The organism is Sinomonas cellulolyticus (assembly GCF_014656475.1).
In the GTDB taxonomy this organism is placed as follows: Bacteria; Actinomycetota; Actinomycetes; order Actinomycetales; family Micrococcaceae; genus Sinomonas; species Sinomonas cellulolyticus.
On record NZ_BNCM01000009.1, the window covers coordinates 99,187 to 113,973 of the forward strand.

Sequence of the window (14,787 nt, forward strand, 5' to 3'; positions counted from 1 at the left end):
CGCCCGGGGGCGGCTTCTGACTTTCGTTCCTCCCCGCTCTGTATCGGACCTGAGAGATTCCGCTGGGCTGAGAGCCCGGCTTGCACCGTCGGTGAGCGCTTGCCTTGGGAAGGGGCGCTGCTTTCCAGAGTTGCCTTGCCGCGGCGGTACAGGTGCCTGAGAGATTCCTGGGGAGGTGTTGCTCCTACGGCGCCTGCTTGCTCATGCTCGCAGGACTCTCCCGCCGCAGATCAGAGGCTGTATTCAGTTTCCGCCGCTCGGCGCACACGGGCGCGATGGGCGTAGTCCAATTGTGCTATGCCGAGGGTCACATCGGCAAATGGCATGACTTTCCGCGAACAGCGTGGGAGCGTCCCCCGTTGCCCGCTCAGTTGCAGGCGATCCCGTCGCCGTTCCGATCGAGCCGGGGGCTGTACCCCGGATCGCCGCGGCGGAGGGTCTGGATCCCGAGCGAGCGCAGCGCTCCGCAGTTCTTGTAGGTCGGCGTGGGGGCCGGAGCGGTGCTCTGCACGGTCGCCAGTGGTGGTGTGGCGGCTGACACGAGCGGTGCTGCAGGGGCTGCGGCCGAGGGCGGCTCCTGCGGAACCCCCGCGCCCTGGCCCTGCCCTGAGGGCGCCGGTTCCGGGGCGCTCGCCGAACTTGCGGGGCTCGAGGTGGGGGCCGCGGTGGCTGTCGCGCCCGTCGCGGACGACGGCGACGGCGCGCCGCTGGTCTCGGAGCCCGCCTCGGGCGCAGCCACGGCTGGACGGGACGCAGAGGCAGAGAGCGAAGGGGACAGGCCCGTGGTCCATGGGCCGCGCATTGCCTGGACGGCGGTGGCGCCGACGCCGAGCAGCAGCAGGACGACGCTCGCCCACACCACCGGACGGGGAACCACACTGGCGCCGGCCGAACGGGCCGCGCCCGACCTCCAGAAGGCAGCGACGCCGAGGACGGCCGCGGCCAGGACGAGCACCACGACCGGCGCGACGACGAGGCCCGCCACGGCCGCGCACGCCGCCGCAGCGACGAGCACGACCGCCACCCAGCCGGCTGACGGCGTTCCCGGGCGACGCCGGGGCCGCAGTTCCTCCGCGGTCTCGTCATGCGGTGCAGCTCCGCCCAACAGCTCGTCAGCCAGCACGCCGCGCCTCCCATTCCTCACGGAGCACGCCGTAGACGACCGCGTCATACAGCTCGCCCCGCACCTTGCGGGCCTTGCGGAACCGAGCTTCCTCGGTGAAGCCGAGCTTGGCGCCGATGCGGCACATCCCGGCGTTTCCGCTCCACGTGGCGTAGTCGAGCCGGTCGCCGTCGGCGGTCCGGAAGAGGTAGTCCGTCCAGAGGGCGAGCGCCTCGGTGCCGTAGCCGGCGGACCAATCGGACGGATCGTAGATGGCGAGCCCGAGCCTGCGCCACGGCAGGAGTGCCGTGCCGTCCGCGGACTCCTCGGTGGGCCGCTCCTCCCAGTACCACGAGACCTGGCCCACGAACCGGCCTGTCGCGCTGTCCACGACGGCGAGGTGCTCGCGCACCGCCGGCCAGTCGCCGTCGTGCGCGCGCCGCAGCAGGCCGTCGCACCAGCCGTTGGCGCCCTCGGCGGTCCAGCGGGCGTAGAAGGGACCGTCGAAGAGCTGCCACTTGTGCACCCCCTGCTCGGGGGGCACGATCCATCGGCGCAAGGCCTCGATGTCAGCGGGCGTCCAGTCCCGCAGGGCCGCGCGGGAGCCGGGGATGAGCACGGGGTCTGTCACCCGACCACCCTACCGACCCAGCCGGGCGCCGATTCCGGGAGCCGGTCTCAGCGGGCGAGCCCGGCCCTCCGCAGGGCATCGGCGAGGGCCGTGTCCGCCGGGGCCTGCCCCTGGCCGCCGCGGCCGCCACCCGACTCGCCACGGCGCTGGCCCGAACCCGGCTGGCCCGCACCCCGCTGGCCCGCATCGTTCTGCCCGGCGCGGCTCCCGCCGCTCCCACCTCCCGGTGCGTCCTGCGGCGCACGACGGCGGTCCGCACCACCGCGGCCCGCTCCCCCGCCGCTGCGCTCGGCCCGGCCGCCGCCGCTGCGCTCGGCACGGCCGCCACCCACCTCGTCGTCGAGGCGGAGCGTCAGCGAGATGCGCTTGCGCGGAACGTCGACGTCGAGAACTTTGACCTTGACGATCTGGCCCGACTGCACCACCTCACGAGGATCCGAGATGAACTTGGTGCTCATCGCGGAGACGTGCACGAGCCCGTCCTGGTGGACACCGAGGTCCACGAAGGCACCGAACGCGGCGACGTTGGAGACGGTGCCCTCGAGGATCATGCCCGGCTTGACGTCGTTGATCGTCTCGACGCCCTCGGTGAGGGAAGCCGTGACGAATTCGGGCCGGGGATCGCGGCCGGGCCGCACGAGCTCGGCCATGACGTCCCGCACGGTCGGCAGTCCGAAGCGCTCGTCGGCGAACGCCGAGGGGTCCAGCGTCGCGACGCGCTCCTTGGAGCCGCCCGCGGCGTCGAGGATGCGGGCCGCCAGCCCGTACGCCTCCGGATGGACGGCCGAGGCGTCGAGTGGCTGCGTGCCGCCGGTGATGCGCAGGAAGCCGGCACACTGCTCGAACGCCTTCTCCCCCAGTCGCGGGACCTTCTTCAGCTGGGCCCGCGAGGCGAAGGCGCCGTGAGCGTCCCGGTACTCGACGATGTTCCTGCTCAGCGTCGGTCCCAGGCCCGCGACCCGGGCCAGGAGTGCGGGCGAGGCTGTGTTGACGTCGACGCCGACAGCATTGACGCAGTCCTCCACCACGGCGTCCAGCGTCCGCTCGAGCTTCGACTGGGTGACGTCGTGCTGGTACTGGCCCACGCCGATGGACTTGGGATCGATCTTCACGAGCTCGGCGAGCGGGTCCTGGAGGCGGCGCGCGATGGAGACGGCACCGCGCAGGGACACGTCGAGGCCGGGGAGCTCGGCCGAGGCGAGGGCGGAGGCGGAGTACACCGAGGCGCCGGCCTCCGAGACGATCACCTTGGCGCTGCGGGGAAGGCCGAGCCGTCCGAGGAGTTCGCCCGCGAGGCGGTCGGTCTCGCGGCTCGCGGTCCCGTTGCCCACAGCGACGAGTTCGACGCCGTGGACCCGGCAGAGCTTCTCGAGCACCGCGAGCGACTCCTCCCACTTCTTGGCGGGGGCATGCGGATAGATGGTCGCGGTGTCTACCACCTTGCCAGTGCCGTCCACGACCGCGACCTTCACCCCGGTCCGCAGGCCGGGATCGAGGCCGAGCACGGTGCGGTTTCCGGCGGGCGCGGCAAGCAGCACGTCGCGCAGGTTGGCAGCGAAGACCTTCACGGACTCCTCCTCGGCGCCTTCGAACAGGCGCGACCGCAGGTCCGACTCGAGCTTCGCCAGAAGGCGTCCCTGCCACGCGACCTTGACCGTCTGGGCGAGCCACTTCCCCACCGGCGTCGTGGATCCACAGCGGACCCCCAGCGCGTGGGCGACTGCGGACTCGTAGGCGGACCGGGCCTCGGCGAGGGCGGCCTCGTCCCGCGGATCGGCCTCCGCAATGCCGAGCGAGAGGGCGCCTTCACGTTCTCCCCGCAGGAGGGCGAGGACGCGGTGTCCGGGCAGGGAGTCGACCGGCTGGACGTAGTCCTCGAAGTCGGCATACTTGCCGTCCTGCTCGCCCGCGCCGGCCCCCTTGGACTCGGAGTGGATCCGACCGCCGCGGAAGAGCCGCTCGCGCAGCCCCGAGACGAGCTCGGCGTTCTGCCCAGCGCGCTCGGTGAGGATGGCACGGGCGCCGGCCAGGGCGTCCTGCGCGCTGGCGATACCGTGCTCCTGGTTCAGGTAGGCGGCTGCAAGGGCATCGAGGTCTTGCTCCGCGGCAGCAAGGAGCGCATCGGCGAGAGGCTCGAGGCCGGCCTCCCGTGCAATCTGTGCCCGCGTGCGGCGCTTGGACTTGTAGGGCAGATAGAGGTCCTCGAGTTCGGCCTTGGTGGCCGCAGCGAGGACGGCAGCCTGGAGTTCGTCCGTGAGGGCGCCCTGCTCCTCGATCGCGGAGAGGACCGCTCGACGCCGGTCCTCGAGTTCGCGGAGGTAGCGGAGTCGCTCCTCGAGGTCGCGCAGTTGGGCGTCGTCCAGAGTCCCCGTGGCTTCCTTGCGGTAGCGGGCGATGAACGGCACGGTCGCCCCGCCGTCGAGCAGCTGCACGGCCGCCTTGACCTGCCATGGCGCGACCCCGAGCTCGGTGGCGATCGTCCGCGCGATCGCCTCCGCCGTCTCCTCGTCGCTGGGCAGGGCAGGGCGCTTCTGGCTGGGGGCAGTCTCGATGCTCACGGACCTACTCTGCCCTACGGTGCCGACACTCCTCGCCATCGGGCACCTGTCAGGGGACGGGAAGCCCCCACAGCGTTCCTGCCCAGAGCAGGCCGGACCTGCCCAGCTGCACGAGGGACGTGCCCACGCCGATCACGGCGTAGACACTCACCGGCACCAGCATGAGCCATTCGCGCCAAGAGCCCGCGTCGCCGAGGATCGGCAGGGACAGGTGGCCACCACGCCGCCACACGGTGCGGATGATCGGCGTGCGGTGCATGAAGGTGGGGCGGCGCACCCGGAAGGGCCAGATGAGGTTGCAGCCGCCCGTGGTCAGCAGGTCGCCGGCCACGTGGACGCCGCAGCCGATGCCGACGGCGAGCGGGAACCAGTCCTGCTCGTGCGGGGCGTAGAAGGCCACGAAAGCCGCGAGCGGCAGCGACAGGATCCACGGCAGCTTCTGCACTCCGTCCGGGAGGATACCCAGGACTTTCGCGGCGAACGAGACGAGGAGCAGCGAGACCAGGCCCGCGCCGACGTAGACGGTGCCCCAGAAGGGCGTCTCTACCGTCCAGTGGCCGGCAAACCATGCGAGCGCGACGAACCCGGCGATGCCCACGAGCGAGTGGGTGCCGTTGCGGTGGCCGCCTGCGATCGCCCCGATGCTCGCGCACAGGGCGTTGGAGACGGGAGGGAGCGACTGTGCAATGGTCGCGCTGCGGTGGTCGGCGTCAGGGAGCAGGGCAGCGCCCGCCGTCACCAGGGCCCCGATGACGATGCCCACCGGTGTCGCCTGGAAGATCGGCCACCCGAGGTCGAACGTGATCGGTCCCACTCCCAGCTCGTGCGGGAGGAGCGACGTCGCGAAGGTGAGGTCGAAGTGGACACGGGTAGTCAGCGCGACCCAGGCTGCTGCGCCACAGGCCGCGTGGTGCGCCCCCATCATGCCGCCCGGGACCTCCGGCGGCAGCTGCAGGGGGACGGTGGTCCCGGTTCTCGCACTGCTCGGCGCTCAGGCCGTGCAGTCGGCGCAGACGCCTGCCGAGAGGTCGGAGTCCTTCAGGACCGCGCCGCAGTCGCGGCACCACATGTGCGCGTCGAGGTCCAGACAGCCCGAGCACCGGTACTCCTCGGCCTCCCCCAGGACGTTGCCGCAGTCGGTGCAGAGATCGTCCTGGACGAGGGCCACGGCGGGACGGCGCGGTGCCGGCTCACGGTGTGCGGTGTTCTCCGCGTTCGGGATGACGACTGCTGCTGTGCTCATATACCGAGGCTAAGGAGGGGCTCCGACATTTCTCGTCCACGGCCTCGGAGAGTTGCAGATTGGGCGGGCGTAGGCTGACGGGCATGGCCAGATTCTTCGACGTGCACCCGGTGGATCCGCAGCCCCGGGCAATCTCCCAGGTCGTCCAGATCCTGCGCGACGGCGGGCTCGTCGCCTACCCCACGGACTCCTGCTATGCGCTGGGGGCAATGATGGGCAACCGCGACGCGCTGGAGAGGATCCGGCAGATCCGGCACCTCGACAGCAAGCACCATTTCACTCTCGTGTGCGCGGAGTTCGCCCAGCTCGGCCAGCTCGTGGAGATGCCCAATGACGTCTTCCGGGCGATCAAGGCGGTGACCCCCGGGCCCTATACCTTCATCCTCCCGGCCACGCGGGAGGTGCCGAAGCGGATGCTGCACCCCAAGAAGAAGTCCGTGGGTGTGCGCATCCCCGACCATCCCGTGGTCCGGGCCCTCCTGCGGGAGCTCGGGGAGCCGCTCCTGTCCTCGACCCTGCTCCTTCCGGGCGAGGAGGATCCGCTCACGGACGGCTGGGAGATCAAGGAGCGGCTCGACAACGTCCTGGACGCGGTCATCGATGCCGGCGAGTGCGGCTCCGAGCCCACCACAGTGGTCGACTTCACTTCGGGCGGCGCCGAAATCGCCCGGCTCGGCGCCGGAGATCCGAGCCGCTTCGAGTAGCCACATCAGGGACGAGCGGACGACGGCGGGTCCCCACCCGCCGTCGTCCGGACCCCGACGGAGCCTCTACCCCAGGCGCGCCCGGACGATCTCGCTGACGGCTTTGCCGTCGAACCGGCCGGCCACCTCGGCCGTGACGGGCTTCATGACCTGGCCCATCTGCCGCATCGACAGCTCGGCCCCGCCCGCGGTCAGGTCCGCGATCGTGCGGTCAACGATCGCCTCGACCTCTTCACGGGTGAGGGGCTTGGGGAGGTACTGCTCGATGACCTCTGCCTCGGCGATCTCGGCGGAGGCGCGGTCCTGCTCGCCGGCCTGCGCGTAGATCTCGGCCGTCTCACGCCGCTTGGAAGCCTCCTTCTGCAGCAGCGTGGTGAGCTGCGCGTCGTCGAGCGTCACGGGCGTCTTGCCCGACTTCTCGCGCGTCTCGATCTCGCCGAGCACGTTGCGTACCGTGGCGAGGGCCGTCTTGTTGCCGGACTTCATGTGGGTCACGACGTCGGCCTGGAGTCGTTCTTTGAGCGTGGGCATGGCTACCTTCCTCTGGTGTGCAGACCCGCCTCGGAGGCTGGGCCCACCTCCCGATCGTAGGCACGCGAGGGTTCAGGGGCACGGTGACGGGTCGCCCCACGGCGTCTGGGCGTCGTCGATTCGCCAGGCCTGGCCGTCCCACACCACGGTGTAGCGGATGCGCCACACGGAGCACGTCTGCCCATTTCGACCGTAGCGCGCCGCTTGGACTGTTGTGAGACGGGCGTCTGCGGTGAGAACGTCTCCGGAGCCGGTGACGCTGTCAACAGCGAGCGATCGCCAGAAGGAGGTGCCGAGCCCGGAGGCCCACTTCACGAATCCGCCCTGAGCCGACTGCTGACGCGTGCTGAGCAGGCTGAACGCTCCCTCATAGAGGCTCTGGTTGATGTAGATGCCGTGGTTGTAGAGCGTCTGGCCGACGTCGACGGCGTCCGGGTGCGAGGAACTCAGGGTGTATGCGACTCGGGTAAGGTCGGCCGCGCTGCGGACTTGGCAGGCGGCCGCTGGCAGGACGGTGTTCTGCTGCATCCAGCTCGCGAGCTGCCCCCCTGCCGAAACGGCGTCTGCTGCAAGAGTCAGCCCGCTTCCTTCGCCTACAGTTCCTGAGACGACCCCCACTACGTCGCCGCCCATGGTGACGACGGGGCCACCGCTGTTCCCGGGCATTGTCGTAAGGTTGGCCTCGAACAGCCCTCGCACCAGCGGGAGTCCTTGATACTGGGCATGGCGGTCCAGCCCGCTGACACGTCCCGTGGTGAGGGTCAGCTGACGCGAGGACGGGAAGCCAAGTGCGGCGACGTCGTCGCCTGGCCGGGGTTCAACGGTGGCCAGCGAAAGCACCCGGCCGCTCAGGGGAGCGTCCGCCAAGAGCAGCGCAACGTCGCGCCCTTGGTCTAGACCCACAACTGACGCATGAGTGATCAATCCTCCCAGAGCAAGGGTTACCGACGCCTGGCCGTGCACCACGTGAGCCGCCGTGAGGACGTGGCTGGGATCAAGGAGGACGCCAGTGCCAGCCTTCGAATTGTCGCACGTGACTGTCGATATCCGCACGACTCCTCCCTCGACGGCGGCGGCTGTATCAGCCCAACTCCGGGTCTGGGCGGTTACTGTCGGCGCCGCTGCCGTCACGGTCACGGTAGGCGCATCCGTTACGGATCGGGGGACCGCAGCTGCAGCCGTACTGCTTGGAGTCGTCTGCGTGGTGGCCGTGGGCTGCGGGCTGCAGCCGGTCAGAAGGAAGGAGCAGACCGCGACGAATACTCCAGCTTGTCCCATTCCCCACATGGCAGCCCCTCCGTGTTACAGGGGCGGCCCGCCCCCGTCGAACGTGGCAATCGTGCCACGCCGCAGTCTCGATGACGAGAGACGACGCGCGTCTCTTTGCGCTCACTCTGTTCACGGGACAGAAGCTCTACCCGCGCTCCGTTCGCTGTACGCTGCCCCCGGCGCCTCTCGCCATCGCTCAGCCACTACGCAGGGACAGAGACGCTGATCGTGCTCACCTGCCGCCCGCGGCCAATAGCGGCCTTAAAGTTATCGTCCACGTCACACTGGCCCCCTAGGATCGGACCATGGGCAGAGTCAGCGGCGCGTTCAAGGCCGTCGGGAGGCTCCTGGCCTTCTTCGTCATCAGCGCCGTGTGCGGGGCCCTCGTGGCGGGGATCTTCATGCCTGTGGCAGCGGCGACGTGGGGCGCCACGAATGGGACGGTGCAGTTCTTCGACGGACTGCCCACGGAGCTCACCGTCACGCCGCCGGCGCGTGTCACCCAGATCGTCGCAGCGGACGGCTCGGGCATCGCGACGCTCTACAGCGAGAACCGGACGCCGGTGAACCTGGACCAGATGTCACCCAACATCAAGAACGCCATCATCGCGATCGAGGACTACCGCTTCTACGATCACGGCGGGGTCGACACGACAGGCATCCTGCGCGCCGTCATGGCAAACGTCCGGGGCGACCGGCAAGGCGCCTCCACCCTGACCCAGCAGTACGTGGCCAACGTGCTCAAGGAGAACTCCCTGGCCCAGGGCGAGGACCCCACGGTGCTCCTCAACGGCCAGAAGAGCCTCGGCGACAAGCTGCGCGAGATGAAGCTCGCGATCGCGCTCGAGAAGAAGTACTCGAAGGACGACATCCTGGCGGGATACCTCAATCTCGTCTTCTTCAACACGCACGCGTACGGCATCCAGGCTGCGAGCCAGTACTTCTTCTCCGTCGATGCCAAGGATCTGACACTCCCGCAGGCCGCCCTGCTCGCCGGACTCGTCAACGGCCCGTCCGTCTACGACCCCACGCAGTACCCGGAGAGCTCTGTCGCCCGGCGCAACCTGGTGCTCGACGCGATGCTGCAGCACGGCTACATCAGCAAGAAGGACCACGACGCCGCCGTCGCCACCCCGCTCCAGCTGAAGATCAATCCACCGCACCAGGGCTGCGCCTATGCGACGCAGGCGCAGTACTTCTGCGACTACGTGCTCCACCAGATCCTCAACGACCCCGCCTACGGCGACACGCCCGACGCGCGCTACCAGAACATCACGCGCAACGGGCTCACGATCACCACGACCCTCGACCCTCGTCTGCAGGGGCCCGCGCAGGCCCAGGTGGACGCGACCGCGGGCGCCAATCCGGACAAGTGGGGCACCTCCCTCGTGACGGTGCAGCCGGGCACGGGCAAGGTCCTCGCCATGGCCCAGAACACCCGGATGCTTCCCGGGCAGGGCTTGGACTTTGTCACGAGCTACAACTTCAACGTGGACAAGACGGACGCCAATGGCAACGACCTGGGCGGGGCCGGAGGATTCCAGCCCGGATCCTCCGTCAAGCCGATCACGCTCACCGCGTGGCTGAGCGAGGGCAAGCAGACGGACGCGATCGTCAACGCGGCGCAGCGCCGCTATCCCCTCAACCACCCGTGGCGGGACACCTGCGCGAAGGTCACCGGCGCCTATGACGACACGACGGTGGCCCTCGGCACCGCCCCCGACCTGCAGAATGACGAGCCGAACTGGTACCGGCCCATGACGGTGCGCGAGGGCATCTACCAGTCCATCAATACCGCAACGTTCGCCTCCGCGGCGGCCCTCAGCGACTTCTGCGACATCCAGCGCGCGGCAGACGCCCTCGGAATGCGCGACGGCGCCGGCAAGAACCAGAAGCTGGACCTCTCCACGCTCGGCAACCTGCTCGGCGGCATGAATGTCTCACCGATGACCCAGGCCTCCGCGTACGCGACGTTCGCGGCAAACGGGACGTACTGCGTCCCGTGGTCGATCGCCACGGTCAAGGACTGGCAGGGCAAGCAGCTGGGCGGGCAGACTCAGCAGTGCCAGCCGGGCGCCATCAAGCCGGACGTCGCGAAGGCCGTGACCAACGTCCTCCAGGACGTCCTCACCAAGGGCTCGGGCTACAACATCAAGGATGACGCAGGCAAGACGATCACGCTCGGGGTCCCGGACGCCGCCAAGACCGGCACCAACCAGTACAACAGCCAGACGTGGCTGGTGGGGTACACGAAGGGCCTCGCGACCGCCTCGTTCTTCGGCGAGGCACTCGGGAATCCCGAGGACCATCTGGGGCGTAACGTGATGGTCAACGGCCGGTTCTGGCCCAACATCGACGGCGCCTACATCGCAGGGCCTCAGTGGGCCTACTACATGCAGAAGGTCCTCGGCCTGTACGACCACGGCAACTTCGACCCGCCGCCCCCGAGCCTCATCACACCCGGCAAGAAGTAGCGGCCCCTGGAGAAGCACCTCCGGACCCGGCGAGCGCACGACGGCGGGTAGGTTCCCGGCGTCGTGCGCTCGCCACGTGCCCGTGGTGCTATAGGCGGGCAGGTGCCGCCGCGGCAACGAGGCCGTATAGGTCCTTGGGGTCCTCTGGGGCGGCGATGAGGTCGATCTCCTCGGCGAAGTCGGTGCCCGCGACCATGTCCCGCACATAGCGCAGTGCGGAGAAGTCCTCGACGGCGAATCCGACCGAGTCGAAGACAGTGATCTGCTCGGGCGACGTGCGGCCCGGCCGCCGCCCGAGGAGGACCTCCCAGAACTCGGTGACTGGGAAGTCGGGGGCCACTTGCTGGATCTCGCCCTCGATGCGGGTCTGTGGCGTGTACTCGACGAAAACGTCGCCGAGTCCGAGTATCTCTGGCTCGAGCTCGGTCTTGCCGGGGCAGTCGCCGCCGATCGCGTTGATGTGCACGCCTGCGCGGATGAGGTCAGCCGTGAGGATGGTCGCGTTGGTCTTGTCCGCCGTGCAGGTCGTGATGATGTCCGCGCCCTCAACGCATTCCGCGGCGGAATCCGTCACGACGATCTCCACGCCGTTCGCCGCGAGGTTGCGCACGAACTTCTCTGTCGCCGCCGTGTCAGTGTCCCAGACACGGAACGAGGAGATCCCGAGCACCCTGCGGAACGCCAGGGCCTGGAACTCGGACTGGGTGCCGGCGCCGATGAGGGCGAGGACCTTGGAGTCTGGGCGGGCGAGGTGCTTGGCGACCATGGCCGAGGTCGCCGCAGTGCGCAGCGCGGTGAGGACGGTCATCTCGGCCAGGAAGGTCGGGTAGCCGTTGTGGACGTCCGCGAGAACGCCGAACGCCGTCACGGTCTGGTAGCCGCGCGCGGGGTTGGACGGATGGCCGTTGACGTACTTGAACCCGTATTCGTCCTCCGTGCTCGTGGGCATGAGCTCGATGACGCCGAATCGGGTGTGGCTGGCGACGCGCGGGGTCTTGTCGAAGGCCTCCCATCGCCGGAAGTCTTCCTCGAGGTAGTCGATCATGCTGGCGATGATCTCCTCGGGGCCCCTGTCTGCGGCCCAGGTGACCATGGCTCGGACATCGACGAACTGCGCCATCGCGTGCGCCTCCTTGCGTGGATTGCGGGTACCCGTCAACGGTAGAAGCGGTCGATTTTCATCCACAATGAACGAAACGGATGAATTGTGGGCAATGACCCGACGGAATGACATGCGCACCCACGCACAATGGTCAGTTCAGCGCAGAACCGAGCTCAGGAGCAGGCTTGATTCGCTGTTGACGATCCCTTCGATTCCGCGGATCCTTCCGAGGAGCGCGTCGAAGCCGCGCAGGCTGTCCGTGCGCACCTCGGCCACGAGGTCCCAGCGGCCGTTCGTAGTGTGCAGTGCTGTGATTTCCGGGAGCCCGCGGAGCGATGCGATGACGTTCCCCGTGCTGCGGCCCTCGACCTCGATGAGGGTGACGGCATGGATCTCCTCCGAGTCCACTTCCTCGCGGACGCGTGCTGTGAACCCCACGATGGTGCCTGAGGAGACGAGTTTGTCGATCCGGCTGCTGACCGTGGCCCGCGTGACCCCGAGCCGGCGCGCGAGGTTGGCCACGGACTCGCGGCCGTCCTCTCGCAGCGCCGAGAGCAGACGTCGATCCAGGTCTGTCAGTTCTGGCACGCGCTCAGACGGTCAACGTCGTGTCGAGGAGCTCGCGCAGGCGACGGAAGTGCTCCTCCGTCGCAGCCTCGTCGTAGGAGGACGTGTCGGCCATCGAGTAGCCGTGGGCGGCGCCCGGGTAGAGCTCGTTGGAGGCTTCAAGCCCGGCGTCGGCGAGCGCGGCGCCGAGCCGGGCGATCGCGTCGGGGCCCATGCTCCGGTCATGGTCGGCGTGGAGGAACACGAAGCGCGCACGCGCGTTCTGCAGGCGGAGGTGAGGGCTGTCCGGCTCGTCGCTGGCGAGACCGCCTCCATGGAAGCCGCCGACGGCGGCGACCTCCTGTGGCTGAGACGTCGCCGTGCGGACGGCGAGCCGCGCCCCCATGCAGTAGCCCGTGGTCCCGATGGGCCCTGGCGCCACGCCGTCGAGGCGGCGCAGGGCAGCGATCCACGCCGCGGCGTCGGCCACCGCCTTGTCCGCGGTGAGACGGCCGACCCGGGGGAAGGCGGCCTGCCCGGCAGCCTGGCGCCCCTCGGGCGAGGTCATGTCCACTCCCGGTGCGAGGTCTTGGACCGTGCCTTCCCGGTAGAAGACATTGGGCGCGAGGACCACGTAGCCCCAGTCGGCGATCCGCTGGGCCATCTCCTCGATGCGGGGTCGGAGGCCGAACGCGTCCATGTAGAGGATGACTCCGGGGAACGGGCCATCGCCCGTGGAGGGACGCGCGACGACGGCCTCGGCCGTCCCGTCGGGGGCGGGAATCTCGATGAGCTCGGTAGGCATGGGCACAGGATAGCGGCGCGCGCTGGGCGCGGGCTCAGGCTCGCGCAGTCTCCCGCTCCGTCTCGGTCTGGGCGGGCCCACGCCGCCTCTCTCCCCCGGAGCCGAGGGAGAGGGTGGCGAGGAGTCCGACCACGAGGAAGCTCGCCGCCGAGAACGCCGCATAGCGCGTGCCCTCTGAGAAGGCAGCCTTCGCATCCTGGGCGACCGGTGCCGTGGCGGGCGTCGCGGCGAATCCGGCGATGGCTGCGCCCGAGCTGTCGACGACGGCCGAGACGATGGAGTCGCGCTGGCCCGCGGGCACACCGCGGCCGTCGAGGGAGCTGCCGAGGAGGCCGCCGGCGGAGGAGAACAGGACGGTGCCGAGGATCGCGATGCCCAGGGCCGAGCCGACCTGCCGCGCCGTGCTCTGGGTGCCGGAGGCCTGTCCGCTCAGGGCGACGGGGACGTCCTTGAGCACCACGCCGGTCAGCTGCGCGGTCGCGAGCCCCACGCCGAAGCCGTAGATGAAGAGGAACGGGACCAGCAGTCCCCACGGGGTGTCAGGGCCGATGACGACCCCGAGGCCGGCCACCCCGACGATTTCGGCGACGAGGCCCACGCGGACGATCACGACCGGGGACGCGCGGTGGCCCAACGCCCCGGCGAGGCCGCTCGCCGCGAACGAGCCGATGGCCAGGGCCAGCAGGATGAGACCTGTGTCCAGTGCGCTGAAGCCCAAGACGTTCTGGAGCCAGATGGGCAGCGCGAGGATGATGCCGAACTCCCCGAGCGAGACGACGAGTGCGGCCAGATTTCCGTTGCGGAACGAGGGGATGCGCAGGAGCTCGGCCGAGAACATGCTCGCCCGCCCGAGCCGCTCGCGACGGACGGCCCAGAGGGCGCACGCTGCGATGCCCACCAAGGCCACGGCGAACACGAAGGGGATGGGCGAGACGTCGCCAGGCCACTCCCACGAGCCGATCCTCGGGCGGTGGCTCACAGCCCACCACCCATAGGTCCGCCCCTCGATGAGGGCGAACACGAGCGACGCCGAGGCGACGACGGACAGGGCCGCCCCTACCGGGTCCAGTGGGCGGCGCATCCCGTCCTTCGATTCGGGAACCGCGGCGAAGGCACCGACGACGATCACGAGGGCGACGAAGATGTTGACCCCGAAGGCCCACCGCCACGAGAACGAGGTGGTCAGCCAGCCGCCGAGGAGGGGCCCCACGGCGGACATTCCGCCGATGGTGGAGCCCCAGACCGCGAAGGCGATGGCCCGCTCCGATCCCCTGAAGCCGGCGTTGACGAGTGAGAGCGTGGAGGGCAGGACCATGGCTCCGCCCACGCCCTGCACGAGGCGTGAGGCGATGAGGATGTCGCCCGTGGGGGCGAGGGCGGCGGCCACCGACGAGAGCGCGAAGAGGACCACTCCGAGCACCAGCAGACGCCGCCGGCCGACGCGGTCTCCGAGGGTACCGAAGACGAGCAGGAGTGCCGCGAATACCAAGGTGTACGACTCCTGGACCCACTGCACCCCGGTTGAGTCCACACCGAGGTCCTTGACGATCGAGGGGATCGCGACGTTGATGATGGTCGAGTCCACGATGATGAGCGAGACGGCCAGGCTGATCACGACGAGGCCAACCCATCGCCGTCGCCCGTGGCCGGTGGCATTCGCTTCCGCCGAGGCGGGAGCGGTGGGTGGAACGCTGCGGGACTGGGACCGGCGTGACATGGGCGGAGCCTTCCGTGATGCACCGAGAGTGATTCGACTATAGTATTTCTCGATTGTCGAGATATCAACCCGCCGAGCGAAGCATGGCGCTCGCTACGATGGCGC

13 protein-coding genes and 2 riboswitches are annotated in these 14,787 nt (G+C 69.4%); of the genes, 2 read left to right on the forward strand and 11 right to left on the reverse strand.

Annotation, left to right across the window (positions count from 1 at the left end; all coding sequences use genetic code 11):
* Positions 1 to 28 precede the first annotated feature (28 nt).
* A riboswitch (glycine riboswitch) is annotated at positions 29 to 133 on the reverse strand.
* A 1-nt stretch (position 134) separates the two neighbouring features.
* Positions 135 to 233: riboswitch (glycine riboswitch) on the reverse strand.
* A gap of 134 nt (positions 234 to 367) precedes the next feature.
* From IE231_RS18275 to IE231_RS12435, 5 genes are all read right to left on the reverse strand, one after another.
* Positions 368 to 1,123 carry an excalibur calcium-binding domain-containing protein gene (locus IE231_RS18275; protein WP_201896890.1) on the reverse strand — a complete coding sequence of 252 codons (756 nt, stop codon included), beginning with the start codon at positions 1,121 to 1,123 and terminating at the stop codon, positions 368 to 370.
* Complete coding sequence (locus IE231_RS12420) at positions 1,113 to 1,733, reverse strand: GNAT family N-acetyltransferase (protein WP_229866845.1); 621 nt, start codon at positions 1,731 to 1,733, stop codon at positions 1,113 to 1,115. Before IE231_RS12420 ends, IE231_RS18275 begins: the two co-directional genes overlap by 11 nt.
* A 47-nt stretch (positions 1,734 to 1,780) precedes the next feature.
* Positions 1,781 to 4,330: a Tex family protein gene (locus IE231_RS12425; protein ID WP_189694280.1), complete on the reverse strand. Its 2,550-nt coding sequence runs from the start codon at positions 4,328 to 4,330 to the stop codon at positions 1,781 to 1,783.
* A 10-nt stretch (positions 4,331 to 4,340) separates the two neighbouring features.
* The gene (locus tag IE231_RS12430; protein ID WP_189694281.1) at positions 4,341 to 5,216 is read right to left on the reverse strand and encodes a metal-dependent hydrolase; all 876 of its coding nucleotides are present in this window, start codon (positions 5,214 to 5,216) and stop codon (positions 4,341 to 4,343) included.
* 66 nt (positions 5,217 to 5,282) lie between these two features.
* A complete protein-coding gene (locus tag IE231_RS12435) occupies positions 5,283 to 5,534 on the reverse strand; it encodes a hypothetical protein (protein WP_189694282.1) in 252 nt (83 codons plus the stop codon).
* An 83-nt stretch (positions 5,535 to 5,617) separates the two neighbouring features.
* Here IE231_RS12435 and IE231_RS12440 point away from each other — a divergent pair, with 83 nt between their 5' ends.
* The gene (locus IE231_RS12440) at positions 5,618 to 6,238 is read left to right on the forward strand and encodes an L-threonylcarbamoyladenylate synthase (RefSeq protein ID WP_189694283.1); all 621 of its coding nucleotides are present in this window, start codon (positions 5,618 to 5,620) and stop codon (positions 6,236 to 6,238) included.
* 66 nt (positions 6,239 to 6,304) lie between these two features.
* Here IE231_RS12440 and IE231_RS12445 read toward each other — a convergent pair whose 3' ends face one another.
* Positions 6,305 to 6,769, reverse strand: coding sequence for a GatB/YqeY domain-containing protein (locus tag IE231_RS12445; protein ID WP_189694284.1), 465 nt, complete (start codon positions 6,767 to 6,769; stop codon positions 6,305 to 6,307).
* Between the two features lie 72 nt (positions 6,770 to 6,841).
* Positions 6,842 to 8,056, reverse strand: coding sequence for a trypsin-like peptidase domain-containing protein (locus IE231_RS12450; protein WP_306341566.1), 1,215 nt, complete (start codon positions 8,054 to 8,056; stop codon positions 6,842 to 6,844).
* A gap of 287 nt (positions 8,057 to 8,343) precedes the next feature.
* Between IE231_RS12450 and IE231_RS12455 the strand changes: the two genes are divergently transcribed.
* Positions 8,344 to 10,512, forward strand: a complete 2,169-nt coding sequence (locus tag IE231_RS12455) for a transglycosylase domain-containing protein (protein ID WP_189694286.1) — start codon at positions 8,344 to 8,346, stop codon at positions 10,510 to 10,512.
* Between the two features lie 88 nt (positions 10,513 to 10,600).
* Here the strand turns inward: IE231_RS12455 and ocd are convergent, their stop codons facing one another.
* The 4 genes from ocd to IE231_RS12475 form a co-directional block, all read right to left on the reverse strand.
* Positions 10,601 to 11,632: an ornithine cyclodeaminase gene (ocd, locus tag IE231_RS12460; protein ID WP_189694287.1), complete on the reverse strand. Its 1,032-nt coding sequence runs from the start codon at positions 11,630 to 11,632 to the stop codon at positions 10,601 to 10,603.
* Between the two features lie 138 nt (positions 11,633 to 11,770).
* Positions 11,771 to 12,202 (reverse strand): Lrp/AsnC family transcriptional regulator, encoded by a 432-nt coding sequence (locus IE231_RS12465; protein ID WP_189694288.1) that lies wholly within the window; start codon positions 12,200 to 12,202, stop codon positions 11,771 to 11,773.
* 4 nt (positions 12,203 to 12,206) lie between these two features.
* Positions 12,207 to 12,965 carry a dienelactone hydrolase family protein gene (locus tag IE231_RS12470; protein ID WP_189694289.1) on the reverse strand — a complete coding sequence of 253 codons (759 nt, stop codon included), beginning with the start codon at positions 12,963 to 12,965 and terminating at the stop codon, positions 12,207 to 12,209.
* Positions 12,966 to 12,999: 34 nt separating this feature from the next.
* The gene (locus IE231_RS12475; protein WP_189694290.1) at positions 13,000 to 14,682 is read right to left on the reverse strand and encodes a DHA2 family efflux MFS transporter permease subunit; all 1,683 of its coding nucleotides are present in this window, start codon (positions 14,680 to 14,682) and stop codon (positions 13,000 to 13,002) included.
* Positions 14,683 to 14,787: the final 105 nt, after the last annotated feature.

Bases quoted from the DNA above. Each gene is read 5' to 3' on its own strand.
- IE231_RS12425 (WP_189694280.1), bottom strand. From the start codon at position 4,330: ATGGCGAGGAGTGTCGGCACCGTAGGGCAGAGTAGGTCCGTGAGCATC.
- IE231_RS12430 (WP_189694281.1), bottom strand. From the start codon at position 5,216: ATGATGGGGGCGCACCACGCGGCCTGTGGCGCAGCAGCCTGGGTCGCG.
- IE231_RS12435 (WP_189694282.1), bottom strand. From the start codon at position 5,534: ATGAGCACAGCAGCAGTCGTCATCCCGAACGCGGAGAACACCGCACAC.
- IE231_RS12440 (WP_189694283.1), top strand. From the start codon at position 5,618: ATGGCCAGATTCTTCGACGTGCACCCGGTGGATCCGCAGCCCCGGGCA.
- IE231_RS12445 (WP_189694284.1), bottom strand. From the start codon at position 6,769: ATGCCCACGCTCAAAGAACGACTCCAGGCCGACGTCGTGACCCACATG.
- IE231_RS12450 (WP_306341566.1), bottom strand. From the start codon at position 8,056: ATGTGGGGAATGGGACAAGCTGGAGTATTCGTCGCGGTCTGCTCCTTC.
- IE231_RS12455 (WP_189694286.1), top strand. From the start codon at position 8,344: ATGGGCAGAGTCAGCGGCGCGTTCAAGGCCGTCGGGAGGCTCCTGGCC.
- ocd (WP_189694287.1), bottom strand. From the start codon at position 11,632: ATGGCGCAGTTCGTCGATGTCCGAGCCATGGTCACCTGGGCCGCAGAC.
- IE231_RS12470 (WP_189694289.1), bottom strand. From the start codon at position 12,965: ATGCCTACCGAGCTCATCGAGATTCCCGCCCCCGACGGGACGGCCGAG.
- IE231_RS12475 (WP_189694290.1), bottom strand. From the start codon at position 14,682: ATGTCACGCCGGTCCCAGTCCCGCAGCGTTCCACCCACCGCTCCCGCC.